The organism is Actinoplanes sp. ATCC 53533, assembly GCF_003947245.1.
The window spans coordinates 185,914-210,213 of the sequence record NZ_QHHV01000006.1 but is presented as its reverse complement, the minus strand read 5'-3'; the positions used below and the strand labels follow the sequence as shown (position 1 = coordinate 210,213).

Annotated in this window: 26 protein-coding genes and 1 pseudogene; 14 read left to right on the top strand and 13 right to left on the bottom strand. The window is 71.1% G+C overall.

Going from position 1 to position 24,300, the window contains the following annotated elements:
• The first annotated feature begins 24 nt into the window (after positions 1-24).
• Complete coding sequence (locus DMB66_RS02120) at positions 25-738, top strand: DUF1062 domain-containing protein (RefSeq protein ID WP_233624236.1); 714 nt, start codon at positions 25-27, stop codon at positions 736-738.
• A 35-nt stretch (positions 739-773) separates the two neighbouring features.
• On the opposite strand, the gene DMB66_RS02115 is transcribed toward DMB66_RS02120, so the two are convergent.
• The 7 genes and pseudogenes from DMB66_RS02115 to DMB66_RS02085 all read right to left on the bottom strand — a co-directional run bounded on the left by DMB66_RS02115 (position 774) and on the right by DMB66_RS02085 (position 7,515).
• Complete coding sequence (locus DMB66_RS02115; RefSeq protein ID WP_199751759.1) at positions 774-1,199, bottom strand: PPOX class F420-dependent oxidoreductase; 426 nt, start codon at positions 1,197-1,199, stop codon at positions 774-776.
• 71 nt (positions 1,200-1,270) lie between these two features.
• Entirely contained in the window at positions 1,271-3,559 is a 2,289-nt protein-coding gene (gene katG / locus DMB66_RS02110) for a catalase/peroxidase HPI (protein WP_125802250.1), read from the bottom strand.
• Positions 3,552-3,962, bottom strand: a complete 411-nt coding sequence (locus DMB66_RS02105; protein WP_199751799.1) for a Fur family transcriptional regulator — start codon at positions 3,960-3,962, stop codon at positions 3,552-3,554. The genes katG and DMB66_RS02105 overlap by 8 nt, the downstream gene beginning before the upstream one ends.
• Before the next feature lie 90 nt (positions 3,963-4,052).
• Positions 4,053-5,238 (bottom strand): annotated as a pseudogene (locus tag DMB66_RS02100) (ABC transporter permease).
• A 2-nt stretch (positions 5,239-5,240) separates the two neighbouring features.
• Entirely contained in the window at positions 5,241-5,897 is a 657-nt protein-coding gene (locus DMB66_RS02095; RefSeq protein ID WP_125802248.1) for an ABC transporter ATP-binding protein, read from the bottom strand.
• Positions 5,894-6,934, bottom strand: a complete 1,041-nt coding sequence (locus DMB66_RS02090) for an efflux RND transporter periplasmic adaptor subunit (RefSeq protein WP_233624235.1) — start codon at positions 6,932-6,934, stop codon at positions 5,894-5,896. The genes DMB66_RS02095 and DMB66_RS02090 overlap by 4 nt, the downstream gene beginning before the upstream one ends.
• A complete protein-coding gene (locus tag DMB66_RS02085; RefSeq protein ID WP_125802247.1) occupies positions 6,931-7,515 on the bottom strand; it encodes a hypothetical protein in 585 nt (194 codons plus the stop codon). Before DMB66_RS02085 ends, DMB66_RS02090 begins: the two co-directional genes overlap by 4 nt.
• A gap of 123 nt (positions 7,516-7,638) precedes the next feature.
• Between DMB66_RS02085 and DMB66_RS02080 the strand changes: the two genes are divergently transcribed.
• Both DMB66_RS02080 and DMB66_RS02075 read left to right on the top strand, forming a co-directional pair.
• Positions 7,639-8,295 carry a response regulator transcription factor gene (locus DMB66_RS02080; protein WP_125802341.1) on the top strand — a complete coding sequence of 219 codons (657 nt, stop codon included), beginning with the start codon at positions 7,639-7,641 and terminating at the stop codon, positions 8,293-8,295.
• Complete coding sequence (locus tag DMB66_RS02075) at positions 8,292-9,422, top strand: HAMP domain-containing sensor histidine kinase (protein WP_125802246.1); 1,131 nt, start codon at positions 8,292-8,294, stop codon at positions 9,420-9,422. The genes DMB66_RS02080 and DMB66_RS02075 overlap by 4 nt, the downstream gene beginning before the upstream one ends.
• Positions 9,423-9,544: 122 nt before the next feature.
• On the opposite strand, the gene DMB66_RS02070 is transcribed toward DMB66_RS02075, so the two are convergent.
• Positions 9,545-10,528, bottom strand: coding sequence for a helix-turn-helix transcriptional regulator (locus DMB66_RS02070; protein WP_125802245.1), 984 nt, complete (start codon positions 10,526-10,528; stop codon positions 9,545-9,547).
• Positions 10,529-10,633: 105 nt separating this feature from the next.
• Here DMB66_RS02070 and DMB66_RS02065 point away from each other — a divergent pair, with 105 nt between their 5' ends.
• Entirely contained in the window at positions 10,634-11,524 is an 891-nt protein-coding gene (locus DMB66_RS02065; protein WP_125802244.1) for a PHB depolymerase family esterase, read from the top strand.
• Between the two features lie 21 nt (positions 11,525-11,545).
• On the opposite strand, the gene DMB66_RS02060 is transcribed toward DMB66_RS02065, so the two are convergent.
• The 4 genes from DMB66_RS02060 to DMB66_RS02045 are packed head-to-tail and all read right to left on the bottom strand — an operon-like array spanning position 11,546 to position 13,603.
• On the bottom strand, positions 11,546-11,839 hold the full coding sequence (locus DMB66_RS02060; protein ID WP_125802243.1) for a hypothetical protein: 294 nt from the start codon (positions 11,837-11,839) through the stop codon (positions 11,546-11,548).
• A 44-nt stretch (positions 11,840-11,883) separates the two neighbouring features.
• On the bottom strand, positions 11,884-12,228 hold the full coding sequence (locus tag DMB66_RS02055) for an Mth938-like domain-containing protein (RefSeq protein ID WP_233624234.1): 345 nt from the start codon (positions 12,226-12,228) through the stop codon (positions 11,884-11,886).
• 59 nt (positions 12,229-12,287) lie between these two features.
• Complete coding sequence (locus tag DMB66_RS02050) at positions 12,288-13,205, bottom strand: aminoglycoside phosphotransferase family protein (protein WP_199751756.1); 918 nt, start codon at positions 13,203-13,205, stop codon at positions 12,288-12,290.
• 26 nt (positions 13,206-13,231) lie between these two features.
• Complete coding sequence (locus tag DMB66_RS02045) at positions 13,232-13,603, bottom strand: VOC family protein (protein ID WP_125802241.1); 372 nt, start codon at positions 13,601-13,603, stop codon at positions 13,232-13,234.
• A 143-nt stretch (positions 13,604-13,746) separates the two neighbouring features.
• On the opposite strand from DMB66_RS02045, the gene DMB66_RS02040 reads away from it, so the two are divergent.
• From DMB66_RS02040 to DMB66_RS02030, 3 genes are read left to right on the top strand one after another with little or no spacing between them, the layout of a single operon-like run.
• Positions 13,747-14,352, top strand: a complete 606-nt coding sequence (locus DMB66_RS02040) for a hypothetical protein (protein ID WP_233624233.1) — start codon at positions 13,747-13,749, stop codon at positions 14,350-14,352.
• A 52-nt stretch (positions 14,353-14,404) separates the two neighbouring features.
• Positions 14,405-14,587, top strand: coding sequence for a hypothetical protein (locus DMB66_RS02035; RefSeq protein ID WP_125802240.1), 183 nt, complete (start codon positions 14,405-14,407; stop codon positions 14,585-14,587).
• A 30-nt stretch (positions 14,588-14,617) separates the two neighbouring features.
• Positions 14,618-15,040, top strand: a complete 423-nt coding sequence (locus DMB66_RS02030) for a thioesterase family protein (RefSeq protein ID WP_125802239.1) — start codon at positions 14,618-14,620, stop codon at positions 15,038-15,040.
• 258 nt (positions 15,041-15,298) lie between these two features.
• On the opposite strand, the gene DMB66_RS02025 is transcribed toward DMB66_RS02030, so the two are convergent.
• Positions 15,299-16,522 carry an NAD(P)/FAD-dependent oxidoreductase gene (locus DMB66_RS02025; protein ID WP_125802238.1) on the bottom strand — a complete coding sequence of 408 codons (1,224 nt, stop codon included), beginning with the start codon at positions 16,520-16,522 and terminating at the stop codon, positions 15,299-15,301.
• 139 nt (positions 16,523-16,661) lie between these two features.
• Here DMB66_RS02025 and DMB66_RS02020 point away from each other — a divergent pair, with 139 nt between their 5' ends.
• The 7 genes from DMB66_RS02020 (at position 16,662) to DMB66_RS01990 (ending at position 24,294) form a co-directional block, all read left to right on the top strand.
• Positions 16,662-17,279: a TetR/AcrR family transcriptional regulator gene (locus DMB66_RS02020; RefSeq protein ID WP_255440275.1), complete on the top strand. Its 618-nt coding sequence runs from the start codon at positions 16,662-16,664 to the stop codon at positions 17,277-17,279.
• Positions 17,280-17,687: 408 nt separating this feature from the next.
• Positions 17,688-18,791 carry a sugar ABC transporter substrate-binding protein gene (locus DMB66_RS02015; RefSeq protein ID WP_125802236.1) on the top strand — a complete coding sequence of 368 codons (1,104 nt, stop codon included), beginning with the start codon at positions 17,688-17,690 and terminating at the stop codon, positions 18,789-18,791.
• A gap of 108 nt (positions 18,792-18,899) precedes the next feature.
• Complete coding sequence (locus tag DMB66_RS02010) at positions 18,900-19,712, top strand: ATP-binding cassette domain-containing protein (protein WP_125802235.1); 813 nt, start codon at positions 18,900-18,902, stop codon at positions 19,710-19,712.
• The gene (locus DMB66_RS02005) at positions 19,709-20,962 is read left to right on the top strand and encodes a sugar ABC transporter permease (protein WP_125802234.1); all 1,254 of its coding nucleotides are present in this window, start codon (positions 19,709-19,711) and stop codon (positions 20,960-20,962) included. The genes DMB66_RS02010 and DMB66_RS02005 overlap by 4 nt, the downstream gene beginning before the upstream one ends.
• A 31-nt stretch (positions 20,963-20,993) precedes the next feature.
• A complete protein-coding gene (locus DMB66_RS02000) occupies positions 20,994-22,172 on the top strand; it encodes an ROK family transcriptional regulator (RefSeq protein ID WP_125802233.1) in 1,179 nt (392 codons plus the stop codon).
• 224 nt (positions 22,173-22,396) lie between these two features.
• The gene (locus DMB66_RS01995; protein WP_233624232.1) at positions 22,397-23,374 is read left to right on the top strand and encodes a sugar ABC transporter permease; all 978 of its coding nucleotides are present in this window, start codon (positions 22,397-22,399) and stop codon (positions 23,372-23,374) included.
• Positions 23,371-24,294: a carbohydrate ABC transporter permease gene (locus DMB66_RS01990; protein ID WP_233624231.1), complete on the top strand. Its 924-nt coding sequence runs from the start codon at positions 23,371-23,373 to the stop codon at positions 24,292-24,294. Before DMB66_RS01995 ends, DMB66_RS01990 begins: the two co-directional genes overlap by 4 nt.
• The last annotated feature ends 6 nt before the right edge of the window (positions 24,295-24,300 follow it).

Genomic DNA, 24,300 nt, shown 5'->3' with positions numbered 1-24,300 from the left:
TGACATCCCGCATGGACCAAGCGAGTGCGGCGCGCCGTCGTGACACCCGGCCCGCCACTCGCTCCTCCGTCATGCGCGGACTCCCTCCGCGGAGCGTCGTCTCCGCACGGAAATGTCGCAGCAGATCGGTATCCACCGATGACCAACAACGAAACCGTACGACGACTCGCGACGCGCTGGCTGGTGTGCTCCACGGGCCTGCCGCTGATTCGTCGCCGCTGCCTGAGCTGTCCCTCGGCGTGGTATCGCTCCGACGGGAAGTTCCGGGTCAACGCGAATCACAAGCTCCTCGACGTCTGGCTGCTGGCGCTGTGCGTCGGATGCGGGGAGACCGTCAAACTGACGGTCCTGGAACGAGTTCACGTCCGCGCCGTCGATCCGTCGGCCCTGACCCGATTCCACGACAACGATCTCGACCTCGCGGCGAAGGTGCTGGCGGACCCGGGGTTGCTGCGCCGAAACCGCGTCGCGCTCGACTGGGACGGCGCGTGGACTCTCCGGAAGACGACGGTCGGCGTTCCCGAAGCCGAGGTGATCGACACCTCGGTCCGCTTCGCCCAGCGGATCCCGATCAGGCTGACGAGATTGCTGTCGGTCGGTTTGGACGTGTCGCGATCCGAAGTACGAAGGCTCGTCGCCGCCGGCAACCTCTCCTCGACGCGTCGTCTCACCGGGACATCGTCCGGCGACTTCAGCTTCACCCTCCGCCGACAGGGGGTGGATGAAGACTGCCGCTGAGCGCCGCGGGTGACGATCCCCTGGGGGAGGTCCGATCAGTCGGAGACGCCGGCGAGGCTGACGATCTTGTCGATGTGGGCGCGGACGAGCAGCTCGCCGGGCGCTCCGTTGCGGGCGCCGTACTCCTCGGCCCGGTCCTCGCCCACGTAGCGGGCGGCGAGCCGGGTGGCCCATTGCCGCAGCTCGTCCGGCTGCTCGGACACCGCGACGCGCCCCTGCAGCACGACGAAGGCGAACGGCGGGCGGTCGTCGTCCACGCAGAGCGCGAACCGCCCGTCGCGGAGCAGGTTGCGGCCCTTGACGCTGGCCGCGCCGGTGGTGAACACCAGGTCGTCGCCGTCGAGCAGGAACCAGATCGGCGTCACATGCGGGCTGCCGTCGGCCCGGACTGTCGACAGCTTGCCGGTGCGCGTGCCCGCCGAGACGAAGCTCCGCCACTGCTCCTCGGTCATCCTCGGCATGGGTCCACCTCTCCTGCCACCGGACCCAGAGCCTAGCCGGGCCGGCCCCTGCTGGGGCCGGCCCGGACGGATCAGGCGATGTCGAACCGGTCGAGGTTCATGACCTTGACCCAGGCCGCGACGAAGTCGTGCACGAACTTCTCCCGCGCGTCGTCGCTCGCGTAGACCTCGGCGAGCGCGCGCAGTTCCGAGTTCGAGCCGAAGAGCAGGTCGACGCGGCTGCCGGTCCACTTCAGCTCGCCGGTGGCCAGGTCGCGACCCTCGAAGCTGCTCGCGTCGTCGGCGATCGCCCGCCACGCCGTGCCCATGTCGAGCAGGTTGACGAAGAAGTCGTTGGTCAGCGACCCCGGGGTGGTGGTGAGGACGCCCACCGGCGACTGCTGGTGGTTCGCGCCCAGGACGCGGAGCCCGCCGACCAGGACCGTCATCTCGGGGGCGCTCAGGGTCAGCAGGTTCGCCTTGTCGACCAGGAGGAACTCGGCCGGCAGGCGGTGGCCCTTGCCGAGGTAGTTGCGGAACCCGTCCACGGTCGGTTCGAGCGGGGCGAACGACTCGGCGTCGGTCTGCTCCTGCGACGCGTCGGTGCGGCCCGGCGTGAAGGGGACCTCCACGGTGTGGCCGGCGTTCCTGGCGGCCTGCTCGACGCCCGCCGAGCCGGCGAGCACGATCAGGTCGGCCAGGGAGACCTTCTTGCCGCCGGTCTGGGTGGCGTTGAACGTCTCCTGGATGCTCTCCAGGGTGCGCAGCACGCCCGCCAGCTCGTCCGGGTTGTTGACCTCCCAGCCGCTCTGCGGCTGGAGGCGGATGCGGGCGCCGTTGGCGCCGCCGCGCTTGTCGCTGCCGCGGAACGTCGAGGCCGAGGCCCACGCGGTGGAGACCAGCTGGGGGATCGTCAGGCCGGAGGCGAGGATCTGGCCCTTGAGCGCCCCGATGTCACCGGCGTTGATGAGCTCGTGGTCGACCGCGGGCACCGGGTCCTGCCAGATCAGCGTCTCGGCCGGCACCTCGGGGCCCAGGTAGCGGGCGATCGGGCCCATGTCGCGGTGGGTCAGCTTGAACCACGCGCGGGCGAAGGCGTCGGCGAACTCCTGCGGGTTCTCCTTGAAGCGCCGCGAGATCGGCCCGTAGATCGGGTCGAGGCGGAGCGCGAGGTCGGTCGTCAGCATCGTCGGCGCGTGGCTCTTCGCCGCGTCGTGGGCGTCGGGGACCGTGCCGGCTCCCGCGCCGTCCTTCGGCTTCCACTGGTGCGCGCCGGCCGGGCTCTTCGACAGCTCCCACTCGTACCCGAAGAGGATCTCGAAGAAGCTGTTGTCCCAGGCGATGGGGGTGTTCGTCCAGGCGCCCTCGAGGCCGCTGGTGATCGTGTCGCCGCCCTTGCCGGTGCCGTAGGCGTTCTTCCAGCCCAGGCCCTGCTCCTCCAGCGAGGCGGCCTCGGGCTCGGCGCCGACGTTCTCGGCCGGGCCGGCGCCGTGGGTCTTGCCGAAGGTGTGGCCGCCGGCGATCAGCGCGACCGTCTCCTCGTCGTTCATCGCCATCCGGCTGAACGTCTCGCGGATGTCGCGGGCCGAGGCGATCGGGTCCGGGTTGCCGTTCGGGCCCTCCGGGTTGACGTAGATGAGGCCCATCTGGACCGCCGCGAGCGGGTTCTCGAGGTCGCGGTCGCCGGTGTAGCGGTCGTCGCCCAGCCAGGTGGTCTCGGGACCCCAGTAGACGTCCTCGTCGGGCTCCCAGACGTCCGGGCGGCCGCCGGCGAAGCCGAAGGTCTGCAGGCCCATCGACTCCAGGGCCACGTTGCCGGCCAGGACCATGAGGTCGGCCCAGGAGAGGTTCTGGCCGTACTTCTTCTTGACCGGCCAGAGCAGGCGGCGGGCCTTGTCCAGGCTGGCGTTGTCGGGCCAGCTGTTGAGCGGCGCGAAGCGCTGCTGCCCGGCGCCGGCGCCGCCGCGGCCGTCGCTGATCCGGTACGTGCCCGCGCTGTGCCAGGCCATCCGGATCATGAACGGGCCGTAGTGGCCGTAGTCGGCCGGCCACCAGTCCTGCGAGGCCGTCATGACCTCGGCGACGTCCCGCTTCACGGCGGGCAGGTCGAGGGTCTGGAACGCCGCGGCGTAGTCGAACTCGGCACCGAGCGGGTTGGCCACGTCGGGGTTCTTGGCGAGAATCCGCAGGTTGAGCCGGTTTGGCCACCAGGCGCGGTTGCTGTCGCCCTGGGTCGGGTGCGGGGCACGACCGTGCGCCACGGGACAGCGGGACTCGGCGCCCACCTCCGCGTCGTGGTCGATGGGCTGGTGCTCCTCGGACGGTACGGAGGCCGCTCCCACCTCGGGGTCGTGGACGATGGGGTCGTGGTTGTCAGACATGATTTCCTTCCGTGACGGGACAGTCGGGGCACCGGCCCCAGAAGACGACCTCGGCCTCGTCGATGGCGAAGCCGCTGCCGTCGGAGGCATGCAGACAGGGCGCCTCGCCGACGGCGCAGTCGACATCGGCGATGCGACCACATGACCGGCAGACGACGTGGTGGTGGTTGTCGCCGACCCGGGCCTCGTAGCGGGCGACCGAGCCGGCGGGCTGGATGCGTCGCACCAGGCCGGCCGCCGTCAGCGCGTGCAGGCAGTCGTAGACGGCCTGGTGCGACACTTCGGGAAGATTCCGGCGGACGGCACCGATGATCGACTCCGTGTCGGCGTGCGCATGCGTGTGCACCGCGTGCAGCACCGCGACCCGGGGACGGGTCACGCGCAACGCGGCTCCGCGCAGCATCCGCGGGAAATCCGGAGTCGTGGCCACGACTCCGGATTCTGGTCCCTTTTCTGGAATCAGTCAAGAATATCGACGAGGTGCCACGCCGGGTCAGGCGGCGGCCAGCGCCTCCGTCGGCGCCAGCCGGGCCGCCCGGATGGCCGGATACAGCCCGGCCAGCGCCCCGATCACCACCGTCGCGGCCACCCCGCCCAGCAGCACCCAGACCGGCACCACGGTCGGCCAGGCCTGCGTCGTCGCGTACAGGGCCGTCACCGCGAAGCCGAGCAGCACCCCGCCCGCACCGCCGGCCAGCGACAACAGCAGCGACTCCGCCACGAACTGCACCCGGATCTGACCCCGCGTCGCGCCCAGCGACCGGCGCAGGCCGATCTCCGCCCGGCGTTCCAGCACCGAGATCACCATCGTGTTGGCGACCCCGATGCCGCCGACCAGCAGCGCCACCGCCCCGAGCCCCAGCAGCAGCTGGGTGAAGGTCTTGTTGGTGGCCTGCCGGGCCGGCAGCGCGTCCGAGGGTCGGGAGACCTTGACCTCGTCGGGATTCTCCGGGTTCGCGGTCGCCGCCAGCACGTCGCGGACGGCCGTGACCTGCGCGTCGTCGGACCGGGTATAGACGGTCGTCGGGTGCCCGTCGAAGTCCAGGTACTCCGTCGCCGCCGGCCAGCCGATCAGCGCCGCCGAGTCGAGCTCCGGCGCCAGCGGCACCGGGGCCAGCACCCCGGTCACGGTGAACCACCGGCCGCCGAGGTAGACCGCGGGCCCGGTGCCCAGCCGCCGGGCGGCCACGGCGCCCAGCACGACCGCCGGGTATCGCGCGGTCGCCGCGTTGAGCCAGGAACCCGACGCGACCGAGGCGCCGACCGTCGACAGCAGGTCGAGCTGGGCCGCCGACACCGAGATCCCCCCCGGTCTGCGCCGACGGGATCCGGTCGGTCCGGTACACCGACGTGTCCGGCACTGTGCCCGTCGCGGCCACCGCGTGCACCGGCCCGATCCGGGCGATCATCGCCGGCGACTCGTCGGGCAGGGTCGCCTCCTCGCCGAACATGGTGTTGCCCGGGCCGACCGTGAGCAGGTTCGTGCCCAGCGCCGCGAGCTCGCGGTCCAGGTCGGCGCGGCTGGACGCCGAGATGCCCACCACCGCGGTCATCGCCGCGATGCCGATCGCGATCCCCAGCGACGACAGGACCGCGCGCAGCGGCCGGGCCCACAGGCCGGAGAGGCCGACCCGCAACAGGTCGGCGACGCCCAGCCGGGCGGGTGTCAGGAGAGCCATCGTCAGCTCACCCGCCCGTCGCGCATCGAGATCTGCCGCGGCAGGCCGGCGGCCAGGTCCCGGTCGTGCGTGATCACCAGGACGGTCGTGCCGCCCGCGTGCAGTTCCCGCAGCAGCTCGACCACCCCCGCCCCGGCGACCGAGTCCAGGTTCCCGGTCGGCTCGTCCGCCAGCAGCAGGGCCGGATCGCCGGCGACCGCCCGGGCCATCGCCACCCGCTGCCGCTCACCGCCCGAGAGCTGGTGCGGCCGGTGCCCGAGCCGGGCGCCCAGGCCCACCCGGTGCAGCGCGGCCTCCGCGCGCCGCTCCCGCTCCTTGCGGGGTACGCCCGCATACAGCAGGCCGTCCGCCACGTTCGCGACCGCGGTACGGCCGGGCGCGAGGTGGAACTGCTGGAAGACGAAGCCGATCCGGCGCGACCGCAGCGCCGACAGCTGCCGGTCGGACAGCCGGGACACGTCGTGCCCGTCGATCTTCACCGTGCCCGCCGACGGCCGGTCGAGGGTGCCGATGAGGTGCAGCATCGTCGACTTGCCCGAGCCGGACGGGCCGACGACCGCGGCCAGCTCGCCGTACTCCACGGTCAGGTCCACGGCGTCCAGCGCGGTCACCCCGCCCGGGTAGGACTTCGTCGCGCCGGACAGCTCGATCACGGTCATGACGGCATGCCCACGGTCGTGCCGTCCGCGATCCCACTGCCGGAGACCTCGACACGGCCGTCGGCGAACAGGCCCGTCTCCACCGCGGCGATCCGGGCGCCGCCGCCGTCGATGACCTGCAGGCCGTACCCGCCCTCGGCGAGCGCGAGCAGCGCCGCGACCGGGACCGTCAACACCCCGGGCCGCTGGGAGGCGGTGAACGCCACGCTGACCGAGGCCTGGTCCAGGCCGGCCGGCGCGGTGGCGAAACCGATGGTCACCGACAGGCTGGTGGACGCCTCCTCCTGGCCTTCGCCGGGGGTGACCACGGTCTCGACGCTCTTGATCGTCCCGCGGACCTCCTTGCCGTCCGGCAGGGTCACCCGCACGGCCGCGCCCTCGCGGGCCAGCCGCTGGTCCGAGATGTCCAGCTCGACGGTGGCGACCCGGCCGGTGCCGGTCGTCTCCAACAGGGCGGTGCCGGGTTGCGCGGCGTCGCCCGGCGCGGCCGACCGGCTGTCGACCCGGACCGCGCCGGGCGCGAACACGATCCGGGCCGGATCGACGGTCCCGGTCTCGGAGACCCCGAGATCATCCTGCCAATCCCGTACGGCGGAAGCCGTCGCCGACGTGTAGTCCCGGTCCACGGTGAAGCCGCGATACCCCAGCGCCCACAGGTTCTTCTCGAACTGCTTGACGTCCCTGCCCGTGTCCCCCGATGACAACGTCCGATACGCGGGCAGTGATCCGTACAGCAGCACCACCGGGTCGTCGTCGATCCGGTAGAGGGCCTTACCCCGGGTCACCGTGGCGCCCTCCGCCGCGAGCGCGGTCACGGTGCCCGACAGCCGGCAGGCGTGCGCCGTCGTGTCGCCGTACCCCAGCTCGCCGTCGCTGGTCTCGGTGTCGACCAGCGTCTGCCGCGTCACGACCGCCGTGATTCCCGGCGTGGTCGCCTCGGCCTGCTCCTGCGCGTCCGGCAGGCCGACCACGACGGCGGCCGCGGCACCCGCCGTCAGCGCGACCGCCGCGGCGGCGTACCCCATCCGGCGGCTCACCCCGCACTCGTCTCGTTCTTCGCGGTGCCGCCGTCGGTGCCGCTCGGCCGGTACTTCGAGCAGGCCTCGTCGGCCTTGTCGAAGGTGGCGTCGCCGGGCCCCGCGCCGATCTTCTCGCCGTCGACGTGCATGTTGCCGTCGGCATCCGGATCGGGGAAGTTCGGCACCCCGTTGTCCCGCATGCACTGCGCCATCTGCCGGGCCTGCTCCAGCTGCTTCGGATCGGCCGGGCCCCGCTCGCCGCCGTCCGGCGCCCACTTCTTGCACGCCGCCATGGCCGCGTCCATCTTCTCCTTGGCCGTACCCTTGGGGACCTTGATCTGCAGCCCGCCGCCGCCCGGTTTCGGGTCGGGGAACCAGGTCATGCCCTGCTCGCGCATGCACTGGGAGAACTTCAGCGGCGCGTCCTCGCCCCCGGCCGCCGCGGCGCTCGCACTCGCGGTGGGCGCGCCGCCCGCGGAGGCCACCTCCTCGCCGGCCGGTGCCGGCCCGCAGCCGGCCGCCGCCGCGGTGAGCAGCAGGCCGAGCGCCAAGATCCTGGTACGGGACATCCCGGTAGTGGGCATCCTCGTTCTGGGCATCGTCGTCTCCTCGTCGGCGGCCGGGCGGCCGCCACGGGAAGCAGTGAAGTCCCCGGCGGGTTTCCCGGCCGTCACGAAAAACGATGACGCCCAGGTGACGTGACCATGAGTCACTATGAAGGCATGCGCATCCTGGTCGTCGAGGACGAACCGCTGTTGGCCGACACCGTCGCGGCGGGTCTGCGCCACGACACCCACGCGGTCGACGTGGTCTACGACGGCGCTTCCGCGCTGGAACGCGCCGGGCTGAACGACTACGACGTGATGATCCTCGACCGGGACCTGCCCGTCGTGCACGGCGACGAGGTGTGCCGGCAGCTCGCCGGGCGGGACGCGACCCTGCGGATCATCATGCTGACGGCGGCGGCGGACATCGACGACCGGGTCGAGGGGCTGGCCCTGGGCGCCGACGACTACCTGCCCAAACCGTTCGCCTTCCGGGAGCTGGCCGCCCGGGTCGCCGCGCTGGGCCGCCGGTCGCGGCCGGCCGCGCCGCCGGTGCTGCGCCGGGCCGGGATCAGCCTGGACCCGCACCGGCGCGAGGTCTTCCGGGACGGACGGTACGTGCCCCTGTCGCGCAAGGAGTTCGCCGTGCTGGCCGAGCTGCTCCGGGCGGACGGCACGGCGGTCTCGGCCGAGCAGCTGCTGGAGAAGGCGTGGGACGAGAACGCGGACCCGTTCACGCACGCCGTACGGATGACGATTTTGAAGTTGCGCCGCAAGCTCGGCAACCCGCCGGTGCTGCTCACCGAGCCGGGAGTGGGGTATCGGATCGGATGAGGCTCACCGTGCGCGGCCGGCTGACCCTGGTGTACGGCGGGCTGTTCCTCGTCGCCGGCGTCGTCATGCTGGGCTTCACCTACGTCCTGGTGTCGCAACAGCTGCCGGGCAAGACCCTCGTGACCGGCGGCAGCGTGGCCGCCGAGACCGGGGTGGCCGGCGAATCGCCGCCGGAGGCGATGACGCCCAACGTGATGTTCCAGCGCGTCGTCGCGGACACCCGCGACGACGCGCTCTCCGCCCTGCTGACCCAGGGCGGCATCGCACTGCTGGTGGTGGGTGCCGCCGCGATCGCGCTGGGCTGGCTGGTGGCCGGCCGGATGCTGCAGCCGCTGCACCGGATCACCGAGACCGCGCGGCGCATCGCCGAGTCCCCGGCGGCCGACCGCGGCCTGCACGACCGCATCGCGCTGGCCGGCCCGGACGACGAGATCAAGCAGCTCGCGGACACCTTCGACCTGATGCTGACCCGGCTGGACCGCTCCTTCGACGGCCAGCGGCGGTTCATCGCGAACGCGTCGCACGAGCTGCGCACCCCGCTGACCCTGAACCGGACGCTGCTGGAGGTCACCCTGCACCAGGGATCGGCGTCGGCGGAGATGCGCCAGCTCGGCACGACCCTGCTGGCGATCAACGACCGGCACGGCCGGCTGATCGACGGCCTGCTGCTGCTGGCCCGCTCGGAACGGGAACTGACCGAACGCTCCTACGTGGACCTGGCCGACATCGCGGCACACGTGTGCGGCGCGGAGATCAAGGTCGAACTGGACGAGGCCACCACGATCGGCGACCCGGTGCTGCTCGAACGGCTGGTGCAGAACCTGGTGGAGAACGGGCTGCGGCACAACCTGCCCGGCGGCGGCTGGGTCCGGGTGGCCACGTACGCCAAGGACGGACTGGCCACCCTGGAGGTCACCAACACCGGCCCGGTCGTGCCACGGTACGACGTGGAGGGCCTGTTCGAACCGTTCCGCCGGCTCGACACCGAGCGGCTCGCCGGTCCCGGCGTCGGGCTGGGCCTGTCGATCGTGCGGGCGGTGGCCCGGGCGCACGGCGGCGAGGTGCACGCGACGCCCCGCGACGAGGGCGGCCTCACCGTGACGGTCACCCTGCCGGCGGCCACCTGAGGCCGGCTCCGCGACCGGGTACAGGTCTTCGTCTTCGCATATCCGAGACCGGCCTCATCCGCCCGGGTGAAGAGGGGGAGACCCGGCGACCTGCCAACTAAGATCAATTACCGCGCGGAACATCATCGGCCAGGTGCGGAGAAGTCGTCTAGGTTCACCAGCTCCCGGCCGAGCGGCGTGGCGCGGTGCACGATCGCGCCACCGTCGCGACGGCTCGCCACCAGGCCGGCGGCGCGCAGCATGGTCAGATGTTCCGAGGACGACGACACACTGATGCCGGCCGCACGGGCGACGCTCGACGTGGTGTGCGGGCCGGGCCGGGTGGTATGGATCAGCACCGCGCTGCGGGTCCGCCCGAGCAGGCCGGCCAGGGGATCGGGCGTGGTCCGCCGGCCGTTCAGGGCGGCCGGCGGTTCGACGGGATAGACCACCAGGGCGGGCCGGTCCGGCTCGAGCAGCACCCGGGGTCGCGGGCCGGCGAACGGCGACGGCACGAGGACCAGCCCGTGACCGCCGAGGCGCACGTCGCCGCGCCGCCAGGCGTCCACCTCCAGCACCGGCTCCCGCCAGCGGATCCCCTGGTGCAGACCCGACAGGAGCCCGCCGGCCCCCGAGCGGGCATAGCGGTCCGCGGCTTCGCCCACCTGCCCGCGGTGCGCCCGGGCCAGCGCCGGCCAGTCCGGCGCCAGCACCTGGTGGAAGTACGACCGCATCGCCGCGACCAGCAGGTCGAGCACCTGCGGATCGGCCTCGGCGAACCGGCGCCGGGCGGCGCTCACCGTGACCCGGGCGTACGCCGCGGCGACCTCCGCCCGGACCCGCCGCACCGGCGTCGACCGGATGACCGCCAGGCCGTCCTCGAGGGAGCTCAGGCCCTCGAACGGGGTGAGGAAGTCCGGCGCAAGACCCCGCGGCGGCATCAGATGGTGCAGCGGCCGCAATGCCGGCGCCGCCCGGGCGACCCGGCGCGCCAGCCCCGGCACCGAGGCCGCGATGGCCGGCTCGCGCAGGGCCTGGCTCGCCAGCAGCACCGTGCCCGCCGGATGTAGCCGGTCGCCGAACCGGACCCGTGCGAGGTCCGCCGGCGTCAGCCACAGACGCAACATCCAGCTAGTTTGGCATGCGTTTCGGCCGTCGCCGAAACCGTTGACCGGCCGTCGGCCGGTGGCCGACCCTGCTGACGTGGCGGTCGACGACAACGGGGGTGACCGATGCGGCGCGTGGTCGTGATCCTGAGTGTGCTGTGCGGCCTGTCGCTCGCCGGCTGCGGCGAACCCAAGGCCAACCGGCCGTCGCCGCCCGCTGTGGCCTCGCCGGGGTCGAGGCCGCCCGCGGCCGGTGACCACCGGCTTACCCTCGATGTCGACGGCAAGCGGCGCACGTACCTGCTGCACGCGCCACCCGGCTACGACGGCGACCGGCCGGTGCCGCTCGTGGTCGGCCTGCACTTCTATCCCGGTTCCGGTGCCGCCCTGCGCGACCTGATCGGGCTGGATGCCAAAGCCGACGAGCACGGCTTCCTGGTCGCGTACCCGGACGGGACCAACGGTGGCTTCAACGCGCTGATCTGCTGCGGGGCCGAGGACGATGTCGCGTTCCTCACCGCGTTGACCGAGCGCCTGATCGCCGAGTGGCGGGTGGACCCCGACCGCGTCTACCTCACCGGGATATCCAACGGCGGCGACATGAGCTTCCGGGCCGCCGTCGAGGCGGCCGGGGTGTTCGCCGCGATCGGCGTGGTGAGCGGCGGTCTCGGCGGTGCCCGCGCGGCGGCGGCCGGATTCGTGCCGGAGAGGCCGGTGTCGGTAGTGACCATCATCGGTGCCCAGGACCGGTACTTCGACGACTTCCGGACCGGCCTCACCAGGTGGCAGCGACGGTTGAGCTGCGTACCCGTCTCCGGACGGCCGGGCGGCCCGGCGGGCGTCCGCCGGTCCAGCGCCCGGTGCGCCGACGGCAGCGACGTCGAGGTGTACGTCGTGGCCGGCATGGGCCATTCGTGGCCGGGAGCGGCGAGTGGACAACTGGCCGCACCGGACGCCCCGATCGTGGCGACCGACATCGTGTGGGACTTCTTCGCCGCCCATCCACGCCGCCGCTGACCGGCCATGCGCCCGTCGTCGTTACTTGCCCACCGATGCGGCCACCCAGTACGTCTGCTTGTGCCCACGCGCTTCCATCGTGGCGGCCAGGTCGTCGGCTTCAGCACGCGACTCGCGCCGGGCGACTTCGAATTGGTTGCCGTTGTCGTCCTGGCGCCAGACGATCCATCGGTCTGGTCGCCCGCCGGCAACCGGGCCGGGTTCGCTGTCGGCTGTGGGTTCGTCCGCCATGGGCTCAGTCGGCATGCGCACACGATCCCAGGTCATCGGCGCGGCGGCCATCCCTTCCCGGCCACCCGACGGCTTCAGCGCCACGCCGAGTTCCCCGGCCAGTGGCCCGCGCTTGATCCGGCACCCTCTCAGCAGGTCGAGTGGAAGAGCCCGCCGACCGGCTGAGACCCCGCCAGCTCGTTGTATATCCGTACCGCTTCGGTCGTCTCGCCGACGTGGACCTGCACGCCGCGTTCGTCGAGCAGCCGCAGCGTTTCGGGATCGACCTCCAGCCGAAGCTCCATGCCGCGGGACAGCACGACGACGAGGGCGCCGCGATCGAGAAGCTGCTGGACATCCCCGGGCTGGATGCCCGGACTGTGCCTGGTCCCGGTCTCGGACCAGTCCCACTCCCGGCCGCCACCCGGATACAGCATGAAGTCCTTGCCCGGGGCGAGGCCCTCCACCTCCAGATGACCCCAGGAGACCGTCAAGATCCTCGGGGACCTCGCTGCAGAATCGGACATGGCAACCCCGCTCGGTGGATCGGTGGTCATTGTGGAAAGGCGAGCATGAGCCGCCGGCACCGCTGGGGGTCCTCGGTGAGGCCGGCCGCCAGTGCCCAGAGCCAGTAGTCGACGGTGCGGAAGGCGACCCAGTCCCGGCCGTGGTCGCGGTCGATCTCGGCGGCGCTCACCACCGTCTCGAAGTGACGGACGATGTCGCTCGCGTCGCTCATGTCGTCGATGCGCGTCCAGAGGATCCGGCCGAGGTCGTAGGCGATGTCGCCGCGCATCAGCTCCGGGTCGACCGTCAGCCACCGCTCCCTGTCGCCGCGAAGGACCTGCTCGGAGTGGAGGTCGGCGTTCACCGCGAGCTGCGATTCCGTGTGTGACAGGCGGGACCCGGCCGCGACTGCCCGGTGCAGCATGGACTCGGGGAAGGGGCGGCCCCGGCGCTCCCACTCGGCCCGTAACGCCGCAGTCCTGGCCGCCACGACATCGGCGGTGCTGCGCACGTGCTGCGGCGCCGGTATCGCCAGCCGGCGCATCATGCCGCCCAGGATGCGCATGGCCTCCGCGACCGGCACGTCCCGCACCGAGGCGTCGGTTGCCAGCCGTTCGAGCAGCATGGCTCCGCCCGCCACGTCGGCGTCGATCAGCTGGACCGTGCCGCGCCCGTCCCAGAATCGCAAGGCGTCGGCCTGCTCGGCGACGCCGGGCCCCGGGGGTGTCAGGCGGAGGGCGAAAGACTCACCGGCACCGGCGACAGGTATGACTGCCGCGTTGGAGCCGTGTTTCATGTCGCCGGTGACGGTCAACCGCCAGCGTGAGCAATAGGCACGGACGAGATCGGGCAGCGCCTCCAGCCATCCTGAGCCCTCGCTCCACCAGCGGGGCATGTCGAGGAAGGTCTGCGGGACAGTGATGTCGGCCGGCGGAGGGGGAGCGCCGTACTCGTGACCTTGCACCCGGCAGACGCTACCAAGTCAGGGACTCAGCCCTGGGGGCGCGACTCCATCGCCTGCAGCGACCAGCTGTTGCCGTCGGGGTCGCGGAAGTAGACGAAGTTGCCCCATGGCTGCACGTCGACCTCGCTCGCGTCGACGCCGGCGTCGAGCAGCTGTTTGCGCGCGGCCGGGGCGTCGGCGACGACGACCTGGATCTCCTGGCTGCCGGGGATCTTGGTGGTGATGCCGTCACCGATCACGATGGAGCAGGCCGAGCCGGGCGGTGTCAGCTGGACGAACCGCAGGCCTTCCTGCACCTTGTGGTCGTGGTCGGCGTTGAAGCCCACCTTTTCGTAGAAGGCCTTGGCGCGGTCGACGTCGGTCACCGGCACCGGGATGAGCTCGATCTTCCAGTCCATGGCTTGACGCTAGAACCCGGGTACGACATTTAGCGTCGGCGCGGTCGGCGGCGCTCCCGAATTCGCACGCTGTGCACATGTCTTGCCGGGCCGCCCTAGCGTCAACGGTGACCGGCTCCCATGTCCGGCCCCGGAGGTGCGACATGCGAATGTCGGTCGGCAAGACCCTGACAGCCGTGGCCCTCTGCCTGGCGCTCGCCGCTTGCGGCGGCCCGGCGGCCGGCGGCGAGAATGCGCCGGCGGCCACCGGGGAAGGCGCCGCACCGGCCGTGCTGGCTCCGGCCGCATGCGCCATCACCTGGGGGAGTGGCGAGCAGACCGCCGGCCCGCTCAGCACGGCGCCGCTGCTGACCGTGCGGACCGGCCGGCACGAATGCTGGGACCGGGTCGTGTTCGAGTTCGACGGCACGGCGCAGGGCTATTCGGTGCGATACAGCGCCCAGGTGCCCACCGACGGCGAGGGCCTCGATCTGGTGCCGTACGCGGCGGGCGGGGCATATCTGTGGGTGACCCTGCGGGCTCCGGCGTACGACGAGGGTCACGTCTCGACGATCGACGCGCGCAGTGGCGACCACGTGGCCAATGTGCTGCGCTACGACACGCTCCGCGACGTGGTGTTCGGCGGTTCCTTCGAGGGCTACACGACCTTCGCCGTCGGGGTGCGGGCGCGGCTACCGTTCCGGGTCATGCCGCTGGCCGGCCCGGGCGCACACAGCCGGATCGTGGTAGATGTCGCCCACCGTTGGTAGTACATGCTGCGGAGGCTTCACGGCAGCACCACCACGCTGCCAGAATGCCGGCATGGAAGACACAGACCGCAAGGCGGCGCACGGCCCCAGTGCCGGCACCGGGATCGACCGACGAGCCTTCTTCGGCCGGGCGCTGCTGGCGGCCGGCGCCACGGCCACCCTGCTGACACTCTCCGGCTGCCCGGGCGGTGACCAGGACGACGACGATGACGGTGACGGTGAGGACGACGACTAGGACAGATCCTCGCCGTGGCAGGATCGGCCGATGGCTGACGTCTTTCAGGTACGGATCGCGGTGCGGGGCTACGAGCTCGACCTCCAGGGGCATGTGAACCAGGCCGTCTACCTGCAGTACGGCGAACACTCCCGCTGGCAGTGCTTTCATGCTGCCGGATTGACGCCGGAGGTGCTGGTCGGTGCGGGCGTGGGCCCGGTCGTGCTGGAGACCACGATCCGCTATCTGAAGGAGCTGCGCGCCGGCGACGAGGTCGAGGTCACCTGCCAGTTCCTCTGGGGTACGGGCAAGACGTTCCAGGTGGAGCAGGACTACACGCGCATCGACGGCACGCCGGTCGCCCGGCTCGCCAGCGTCTGCGGCGTGCTGGACCGCGACCTGCGCCGCCTCGTGCCCGACCCCGCCGAGCGGTTGCGGTCCCTGGCCGCCGTTCCGTCGTATCTGGGGATGTAGCGACCTTGGGAGGTCGAGATCTCGCGGCCCGACTGGCCCGCGCGGGTTCGGCGTTTCACGGCGCTGCTGGAAGCGACCGGGCACGCCGCCTGCATCGAGCTGGTGGCGGTCCGCGGGCTGACCGATCCGCTGCTCCGCGCCCGCCGCGGACGTCCTGGAGGCGGCCTCGCGCCCGCCGAAACCTGCCAGTTTCAGCCGGGTGATCGCCGACGCCCTGGCGATGGCGCGGGATTCCCCGAGCCGTCCCCGGGCGGGCTGTCAGGAACCGCTGAGCGGGTCGGGGACCGGGGGCCGGCTGCGCAGGAGCTTGGTGATGGGGCGCAGCGCGATCTCCAGGCTGACCCGGCGGGCGGCGGTGTCGCGCACCGCGGCCAGCACCCGGCTGCGGTGGAGCATCAGCCGGGCCAGGGCGCGGGAGTTGTCCTGGGCCGCCAGCACCCGCGGCGCCTGGGCCCGCTCGTAGCCGCGCAATATCGCCGGTATCCGGGCGGCCGGCCCCGACCGCAGGTGGGCGCAGAGCAGGTGGGCGGATTCGATGGCCATGCCGGCGCCGATGCCGGCCGTGGGCAGGAATCCGGCGGCGGCGTCGCCGAGCAGCACAACCCGCCCGCTCGCCCATCGGGTGGCCCGCCGGTCGACCAGCGGCCAATAGTAGGTCGACGGGTTCGTGGCGACCGAGTGCAGCGCCGCCCCGAGCCGATCGCTGAGCCGGGGTATCCGGTCGCGGATGGCGGCGGTGAAGGCTCGCGGCCCGCGGCGGGTGTCCTCGCGCGGCCCGCCGACGAACACGCCGATCCGCCCGGCGACGGGATAGGTGCCGGCGAAGAAGCCGGTGCCCCACAGCTCCTCGCCGAGGTCGGGGTCGGCGTCGGGCGGCGCCCACGACACCCAGCCACCCCAGCCGCTGTCGAACCGCCGCACCCGTTCCGCCGGCAGCAGCAGGTCGCGGGTTGCCGAGTGCAGCCCGTCGGCGGCGATGACCACGTCGAACTCGGCGTCCACGGTCGCCCTGCCGGCACCGGTCCGCAGCGCGACGGTGACCCGGCCGGGGTCCTGGCGTAGCTCGGTGACCGTGGTGCCGTAGCAGGCCGGCCCGTCGCCGAGCAGGTCCAGCAGGGCGCCGCGGCTGAGGCCGCGGTAGTCGCCGTGCCGGCCGAGCATCCCGGCCAGGGAATACTCGCGGATCAGCCGGCCGTGCCGGTCGGCGATGCGGTATCGGTCCAGGCCCACACCGGCGGCCAGGTAGCGGTTCCGCAGCCCGAGCGCGGCGATCGCCGGATCGACGAGCGGCATCAGCGCCAGCATGTACCCGGGATCGGCGCCCGGGCCGGCGCGCTCGATCACCACCGGGTGCAGGCCCTGGGCGCGGAGCAGCGCCGCCGCGGTTGCCCCGGCGATACCCGCCCCGATGATCAGAACCCGCAACCGGTCGGTCGCGGCCGCTGCCAGCTGGGTCGCGATCGCGCCCCGCGTGAATGTCATCCCGGCCGCCTTCCTCGTCGCCAAGTCATGCCTGAGCTGCGCGAAGCGCGCAGGGGATGGGCTCTGGACCGGGTGGTCCAATCGACCGTAGCACCGTTGGACCACCCGGTCCAGCGGTGCTAGCGTGGGGGCTGTGACCATGTCCGGGGTGGGGCGGATGGCCCAGGCGCGGCGGGAAGCGCTGGTGTGCTTCGCCGCGGCCGAGTTCGCCGGCCGCGGCTATGAGCAGGCCTCGCTGAATGCGATCATCCGCAGCGCGGGGATGAGCAAGAGCTCGTTCTATCACTTCGTCGGCTCGAAGCAGGCGCTGTTCGAACTGGTGATCAGCGACGGCGCGGAGCGGCTCGTGCGGGCGCTGCACATCCCCGCTCCGGAGGACCTGTCCGACGACTTCTGGCCGCAGATCACCGAGCTGATCGGCCGCCTGGCCGCGCTCGGCGAGCGCCAGCCGCAGCTCGGCGACGTGGGGCGGATGTTCTACCTCGACGACGCTCCCCGTCAGCCCGGCGCGGCGCTGCACGGGGCGTGGGCGGTCATCGACCGGTGGCTGGCCGAGGCGATCGCCGTGGGCCGCCGCACCGGGCAGATCGGCGACGACCTGCCGGCGGCGCTCCAGGCTCGCCTCGCCGTTGCCGTGCTGCAGGTGATGGACCAGTGGTCGCTGCGCAACGACGACCAGCTGACCGCCCACGACCGGCGGCAGCTCGGTCACGCCCAACTCGCCGCCGTGCGCCGTCTCCTCGGCGGCGCGCCGTGACCGGTCGACCAAATCGCCGCCCGCCGCCCGCTGCGCCGGGCCTGCCGCCCGCTGCGCCGGGCCCGCTGCGCCAGGCCCGGCGCCGAGGGGTGGCCGGAAGGTGCATTTCGGGTGAATGACCCCACCTCTCGACGGGGTTAGATCCCCGGAGTGGGGCCGTGATCAGGGCGGCGACGCGCGATCCGCGATCCGCCGCGGCGGCCGGGGGGCGTATTCGTGTTGCCGGATTGTTATGCCGCGTTACAAGATCGCCCGGCGACATCGCTTGTGCTACCGGCCGTTATGGGAAAACGTTGCCGGGCACAACAAACCAGCTCCTGCTGTGCGGCGTCGCGGGGAGTGACCCTCCCGGCAGTGCGCACCATCGAACCTGATCGTAGGCCCGGAATACCCCCGAAAGGACATAAGATGCGTAAGGGATTGTTCGCCCTTGCCGCGGCTGGCCTCCTGGCCACCGGCAGCGTTGCCGCCTGCGGTGACAACACCGAAGGTGGCACCGGCACCGGCAGTGGTGACAAGGCGGCCGGGAAGGTCGGCGTCATTCTGCCGGATACCAAGAGTTCGGCGCGTTGGGCGACTGCCGACCTGACGTACCTGAAGGCGGCCTTCGCGGCGGCTGGTGTCGAGGCTGATATTCAGAACGCGCAGGGTGACAAGACGCAGTTCCAGACGCTCGCTGACGGGATGATCTCCAGCGGGGTCAAGGTGCTGATGATCGTCAACCTGGACTCCGGTACCGGTAAGGCTGTGCTGGACAAGGCCAAGGCCGCCGGTATCGCGACGATCGACTATGACCGGTTGACTCTCAATGGTGGTGCGAACTACTACGTGTCGTTCGACAACGTCAAGGTCGGTGAGTTGCAGGGTCAGGGTCTGGTCGAGTGTCTGACCGAGAAGAAGTACGTCAAGCCGGTCGTGGCCGAGCTCAACGGTTCGCCGACGGACAACAACGCGACGTTGTTCGCGCAGGGTTACAACTCGGTGCTGGACCCGAAGTATGCCGACGGGACCTTCACCAAGGGTCCGAACCAGTCGGTGCCGGACTGGGACAACGCCCAGGGTGGCACGATTTTCGAGCAGATGCTGACCTCGAACAAGAACATCAAGGGTGTGCTGGCCGCTAACGACGGTCTGGGTAACGCGGCCATCTCGGTGTTGAAGAAGAACAAGCTGAACGGTCAGGTCCCGGTCACCGGTCAGGACGCGACGGTGCAGGGTCTGCAGAACATCCTCGCCGGTGACCAGTGCATGACGGTCTACAAGGCGATCAAGAAGGAGGCCGACGCGGCGTCCGCGCTGGCGATCTCGTTGGCCAAGGGTGAGAAGCCGACCACCGCGACGGGCACCATCAAGGACCCGGACTCGGGCAAGGATGTGCCCTCGGTGCTGCTGGACCCGCAGTCCATCACCAAGGCGAACGTCAAGGACGTCGTCGCCGACGGGTTCGTCACCAAGGCCGAGCTCTGCACCCCCGACTTCGCCAAGGCCTGCACCGACGCGGGCATCAGCTGACGTTCGGCTGAGGCCGGGTCAGTTCCCGGAAAGCTACGACGGCGCCGCTCTCGCCCCTGCGGGCGGGGGCGGCGCCGCAAGCCGGTCACCAAGCGAAGGAGAACCACCGTGGCCGCGACACCCCTTCTGGAACTCAACGGGATCGACAAGAGCTTCGGTCCCGTCCAGGTCCTGCACGATGTCGGACTCAGCGTCTACCCCGGCGAGGTGACCGCGCTCGTCGGCGACAACGGCGCCGGCAAGTCCACCCTGGTCAAATGCGTCAGCGGGATCTACACCATCGACGCGGGCACGGTCACCTTCGGCGGCGACCAGGTCGCCATCCACAGCCCCCGCGACGCCTCCGCCCTGGGCATCGAGGTCGTCTACCAGGACCTCGCGCTCTGCGACAACCTCGACATCGTCCAGAACATGTTCCTCGGCCGCGAGAAGGTCCGCGGGCTGGTCCTCGACGAGCCGACCATGGAACAAATGGCCGGTGACACCCTGGCCAGCCTCTCGGTCCGCACCGTCAAGTCCCTGCGTCAACTCGTCGCCAGCCTCTCCGGCGGTCAGCGCCAGACCGTCGCCATCGCCAAGGCCGTGCTCTGGAACAGCCGGGTCGTCATCCTCGACGAACCCACCGCCGCGCTCGGCGTGGCCCAGACCGCCCAGGTCCTCGAGCTGGTCCGCCGGCTCGCCGACAACGGCCTCGGCGTCGTGCTGATCTCGCACAACATGAACGATGTCTTCGCCGTCTCCGACCGCATCGCCGCGCTCTACCTCGGCCGCACCGCCGCCCAGGTCAAGACCAGCGACGTCACCCACTCCCAGATCGTCGAACTGATCACCTCCGGCCGCAGCGGCAACCTCGGCCTCCCGCCGGAGAAGCCCTCCGACTTCAACGGCGGCATCGAGATCACGCCCGGAGGCGACCAGTGACCACCACCACGACCACAGCCGGCGGCCTCAAGGTCGTCAAGCCGACCGTCGGCAGCCACATCCACGACTACTGGGGCCGGGTCCGCGGCGGCGACCTCGGCAGCATGCCGGCCGTCCTCGGCCTCATCGTCCTCTCCCTGATCTTCGGCATCGCCCGGGAGACGTTCTTCAGCCCGCTGAACTTCGCGAACCTGTTCACCCAGAGCGCCCAGGTCGTCTTCATCGCGATGGGGCTGATCTTCGTCCTGCTGCTGGGCGAGATCGACCTCTCCGCCGGCTTCGCCAGCGGCGTCTGCGGCGCGGTCATGGCCATCCTGCTGACCAACCACGGCATGGCCTGGTACGTCGCCATTCCGGCGGCACTGGTAACCGGCGTGGTCATCGGCCTGGTGCTCGGCGTGCTGATCGCCAAGGTCGGCATCCCGTCGTTCGTCGTCACGCTGGCCGCGTTCCTCGGCTTCCAGGGCCTGTTGCTGCAGTTGCTCGGCGGCGGCATCAACATCTCGATCCGCGACGAGTTCGTCATCTCGCTGAACAACAACAACATCCCGGTGCTGTGGAGCTGGGTGCTCGCCGTCGGCGTGCTGGCCGGCTACGCGCTGGTGCAGTTCAGCCGGGTCCGCAGCCGGGCGGCCCGCGGCCTGGTGACCGACCCGATCGGCGTGGTGCTGCTGCGGATCGGCGGCCTGGCCGTCCTGGTGCTGGTCACCACGGCGGTGCTGACCCAGGAGCGGGCGGTCAACCCGGCGATCAACTCGCTGAAGGGCGTGCCGATCGTCGTCCCGATCATCGTGGCCTTCCTGATCTTCTGGACCTTCGTGCTCGGCCGGACCACGTACGGCCGGCACGTGTACGCGGTCGGCGGCAACACCGAGGCGGCGCGCCGCGCCGGCATCCCGGTCGACCGGATCCGGATCTCGGTCTTCGCGATCTGCTCCTTCATGGCCGCCATCGGCGGCATCATGGCGGTCAGCCGGGCCAGCTCGGTCGACCCGAACACCGGCGGCAGCAACATCCTGCTCTACTCGGTCGGCGCGGCCGTGATCGGCGGCACCAGCCTCTTCGGCGGCAAGGGCAAGGTGATCAACGCGGTGATCGGCGGCGCGGTGATCGCCGTGATCGACAACGGCATGGGCCTGATGGGCTTCTCGTCCGGCCAGAAGTACATGTTCACCGGCGCGATCCTGCTGGTCGCCGCCAGCGTGGATGCCTTGGCCCGGCGCAGGGCGTCCGCTACCGGAACCAGGTGAGCGGAACTCCGGGCACGGGGACGGCGATCCGATGCGAGCCGCCCCCGGCCCGGAGGAGGTCCGCCGGCACAATCTCGGTTCTCTGCTGCGCTACGTGCACCTGCACGGCGCCACCTCCCGGGCGGAGCTCACCAGCCGCCTGGGACTCAACCGCAGCACCATCGGCGTTCTGACCGCCGAGCTGACCACCGCGGGACTGGTCAGCGAGGCGGCACCCCGCGAGACCGGCCGGGCCGGGCGACCGTCGCTGGTCGTCCGGCCCGAGTCGTCGAAGGTGCACGCGTACGCGCTGAGCATCGAGGTGGACCGGCTCCGCGCGGCCCGGGTCGGCCTGGGCGGGTGCATCCTGGACCGTCGCGAGACCGACCGCCCGCGCGGCATGCCGCTGCTGGACACGGTCCGGCCGCTCGCCGACTTCGTCCACGACATGAGCCGCGCGATGACCGACGATGTTCGTACCGTCGGCACCGGGGTGGCCGTCGTCGGCCGGGCCCGCCGCGCGGACGGGATGGTCGGTCTCACCCCCACTATCGGATCGGCCGAGGAACCGGTCGATGCGGCGCTCCGCTCCGCGCTCGGCGCCGCGGGCCGGGTGACCGTGGGCAACCACGCCGACGTCTCGGCGCTGGTCGAGCACAGCCGGGGCGTCGCGGCCGGCTGCGACAACGTCGTCTATCTGCACGGTGACATCGGGATCGGCGCCGGCATCATCGCCGGCGGCCGCCGGGTGGCCGGCTACGGCGGGTACGGCGGCGAGGTCGGCCACATGGTCGTCAATCCGTACGGCCGCGAGTGCGGCTGCGGGTCCCGCGGCTGCTGGGAGACCGAGATCGGCGAGTACGCGCTGCTCGAACACGCCGGCAGGGCCGGCGAGACGGGTCGTGAGGCCGTGCTGGGCGTGGTCAACGCGGCGATGAGCGGCGACAGCCAGGCCCAGTTCGCGGTCCGCCAGGTCGGCGAGTGGATCGGCTTCGGGGTGGGCAACCTCGCGAACATCTTCAACCCCGAAGCGGTGATCTTCGGCGGCACCCTGCGCGACGTGTACCTGGTGGCGGCGGCCCAGATCCGGAGCCGGATGAACGCCATCGCGCTGCCGGCCTTCCGCGAGCACATCCGGATGCGGACGCCCGGGCTGGGCAACGACGCCGCCCTGATCGGCGCCGCCGAGCTCGCCTTCGCGCACCTGCTGGACGACCCGCTGTTCGGCTGAGCGGCACGGCCCGGCACCGCCGGACCTCCCGGAAGTTGACCGCAAGGAATCCGCCCGGTGGCGGCGATCCGCACGCCTGCGACAAGATTCCACGATGACCATCGTCAATGTCAAGGGCGCCCGGACGTGCCTTGACATCGGGTGGGAACGAAATTACGTTCGCCAATGTAACGCCGATATTTACGTCGGCGTGCCGAAAGTTTCGGCCGGTTGGAGGACTGCGGGTGAGCGCGTTGAGCACGTCCGATCCGCCCCCGCCGACCATCGTGGACTCCCGCGAGCCCGCCGGCCGCGCCGGGCGCCGCACCTGGCGGCACACCCTGCGCCGGGACTGGCAGCTCTATTCGCTGGCGGTGCTGCCGCTGCTGTTCTTCCTGGTCTTCCGCTATCTGCCGATGCTCGGGAACGTGATCGCGTTCCGCCGGTTCAAGCCCGGCGGCAGCGTGTTCGGCGAGACCTGGGCGGGCCTGCGCTATTTCCGGCTGTTCTTCAGCGACCCCACGTTCTGGGAGGTCTTCGGCAACACCCTGCTCCTCGGCGTGCTCACCCTGGTCTTCTGTTTCCCGCTGCCCATCGTGCTCGCGCTGCTGCTCAACGAGGTCCGCACCCGCAAGCTCAAGCGTTTCGTCCAGTCCGTGTCCTACCTGCCGCACTTCCTGTCGATCGTGATCGTGGCCGCCATCGTCATGCAGTTGCTCTCCGTCGACGGCACGGTCAACCAGCTGGTTCGTGGCCTCGGCGGCGACGCCGTGCCGTTCCTGCAACGCCCGGAGTGGTTCCGGACGATCTACGTGTCGTCGGAGGTCTGGCAGACGGTCGGCTGGGGGACGATCCTCTACCTCGCCGCGCTGACCACGATCGACGAAAACCTCTACGAGGCGGCCCGGATGGATGGCGCCAACCGCTGGCGGCAGACGTGGCACGTGACGCTGCCGGGCATCCGGCCCACGATGGTGACCCTGTTGATCCTCAACATCGGCACCTTCCTGGCGGTCGGCTTCGAGAAGATCCTGCTGCTGTACAACCCGCTGACCTATCCCACGGCGGACGTGATCTCCACGTACCTGTTCCGGATCGGCTTCGAGTCCAGCAACTTCAGCTATGCCGCCGCGATCGGGCTCTTCGAGGCCGTGATCGGGCTGGTGCTGGTGCTGTCGGCGAACGCCATCGCCCGGCGCACGGTCGGGACGAGCCTGTGGTGACCGTCGGCCCGGCCGTCCGCGAGCCGAAGCGGGCCCCGCGCCGCGGGATCCGGTCCACCCGGGGCGAACGGGTGTTCCGGGCGGTGAACGCGGTCTTCCTGACCGCCGTGGTGTTCGTGACGCTGTACCCCTTCGTCAACATCGTGGCCCGCTCGCTCAGCGACGAGTCGTACCTCATCGCGGGCAAGGTCAGCCTCGTGCCGCGCGGCTTCGACCTGACCGCCTACAAGCTGGTGATGTCCGACTCGATGTTCTGGACGAACTACCGCAACACCGTGGTCTACACCGTGGTCGCGACGTTCATCGCCATCGTGCTGACCACCTGTTACGCCTACGTGCTGTCCAAGCCGCGGCTCAAAGGGCGCGGCGCGCTGGTCGGCATCGCGGTGTTCACGATGTTCTTCTCCGGCGGCCTGATCCCCAACTACGTGCTGATCACCAGCCTCGGCATGAAGAACTCGATCTGGGCCGTGGTGCTGCCCAACGCCATCAACGTGTTCAACCTGCTCGTGATGAAGGCGTTCTTCGAGAGCCTGCCGGTCGAGCTGGAGGAGGCTGCCGCCGTCGACGGGCTCAGCACCTACGGCACGCTGCTGCGGATCGTGCTGCCGCTGTCGAAGGCCGTCATCGCCACGATGGTGCTGTTCTACGCGGTGTCCTACTGGAACTCGTGGTTCACCGCGTTCCTCTACATGGACCGGCAGGAACTGTTCCCGGTGACCGTCTACCTGCGCAATCTCCTCGCCGGGGCAACCGGTGCCCAGTCGGCTGGTGGCGTGGCGGACGCCGACGCGGTCCAGGCGGCGGCCACCCTGCAGGCGGTGACCGTCGTGCTCACCACGCTGCCCATCCTCGCGGTCTATCCCTTCATCCAGCGGTACTTCGTGTCGGGCGTGATGCTCGGCGCCGTCAAGGGCTGATCCACC

Excerpts from the sequence above, each read along its gene's own strand:
- DMB66_RS02000 (WP_125802233.1), top strand. The coding sequence starts at position 20,994 with ATGCGAGCCGCCCCCGGCCCGGAGGAGGTCCGCCGGCACAATCTCGGT.
- DMB66_RS02025 (WP_125802238.1), bottom strand. The coding sequence starts at position 16,522 with ATGACATTCACGCGGGGCGCGATCGCGACCCAGCTGGCAGCGGCCGCG.
- DMB66_RS02085 (WP_125802247.1), bottom strand. The coding sequence starts at position 7,515 with ATGCCCAGAACGAGGATGCCCACTACCGGGATGTCCCGTACCAGGATC.
- DMB66_RS02070 (WP_125802245.1), bottom strand. The coding sequence starts at position 10,528 with ATGTTGCGTCTGTGGCTGACGCCGGCGGACCTCGCACGGGTCCGGTTC.
- DMB66_RS02040 (WP_233624233.1), top strand. The coding sequence starts at position 13,747 with ATGCGAATGTCGGTCGGCAAGACCCTGACAGCCGTGGCCCTCTGCCTG.
- DMB66_RS02020 (WP_255440275.1), top strand. The coding sequence starts at position 16,662 with ATGTCCGGGGTGGGGCGGATGGCCCAGGCGCGGCGGGAAGCGCTGGTG.
- DMB66_RS02035 (WP_125802240.1), top strand. The coding sequence starts at position 14,405 with ATGGAAGACACAGACCGCAAGGCGGCGCACGGCCCCAGTGCCGGCACC.
- DMB66_RS02080 (WP_125802341.1), top strand. The coding sequence starts at position 7,639 with ATGCGCATCCTGGTCGTCGAGGACGAACCGCTGTTGGCCGACACCGTC.
- DMB66_RS02030 (WP_125802239.1), top strand. The coding sequence starts at position 14,618 with ATGGCTGACGTCTTTCAGGTACGGATCGCGGTGCGGGGCTACGAGCTC.
- DMB66_RS02105 (WP_199751799.1), bottom strand. The coding sequence starts at position 3,962 with ATGCTGCGCGGAGCCGCGTTGCGCGTGACCCGTCCCCGGGTCGCGGTG.
- DMB66_RS02015 (WP_125802236.1), top strand. The coding sequence starts at position 17,688 with ATGCGTAAGGGATTGTTCGCCCTTGCCGCGGCTGGCCTCCTGGCCACC.
- DMB66_RS02075 (WP_125802246.1), top strand. The coding sequence starts at position 8,292 with ATGAGGCTCACCGTGCGCGGCCGGCTGACCCTGGTGTACGGCGGGCTG.
- DMB66_RS02115 (WP_199751759.1), bottom strand. The coding sequence starts at position 1,199 with ATGCCGAGGATGACCGAGGAGCAGTGGCGGAGCTTCGTCTCGGCGGGC.
- katG (WP_125802250.1), bottom strand. The coding sequence starts at position 3,559 with ATGTCTGACAACCACGACCCCATCGTCCACGACCCCGAGGTGGGAGCG.
- DMB66_RS02065 (WP_125802244.1), top strand. The coding sequence starts at position 10,634 with ATGCGGCGCGTGGTCGTGATCCTGAGTGTGCTGTGCGGCCTGTCGCTC.
- DMB66_RS02045 (WP_125802241.1), bottom strand. The coding sequence starts at position 13,603 with ATGGACTGGAAGATCGAGCTCATCCCGGTGCCGGTGACCGACGTCGAC.
- DMB66_RS02095 (WP_125802248.1), bottom strand. The coding sequence starts at position 5,897 with ATGACCGTGATCGAGCTGTCCGGCGCGACGAAGTCCTACCCGGGCGGG.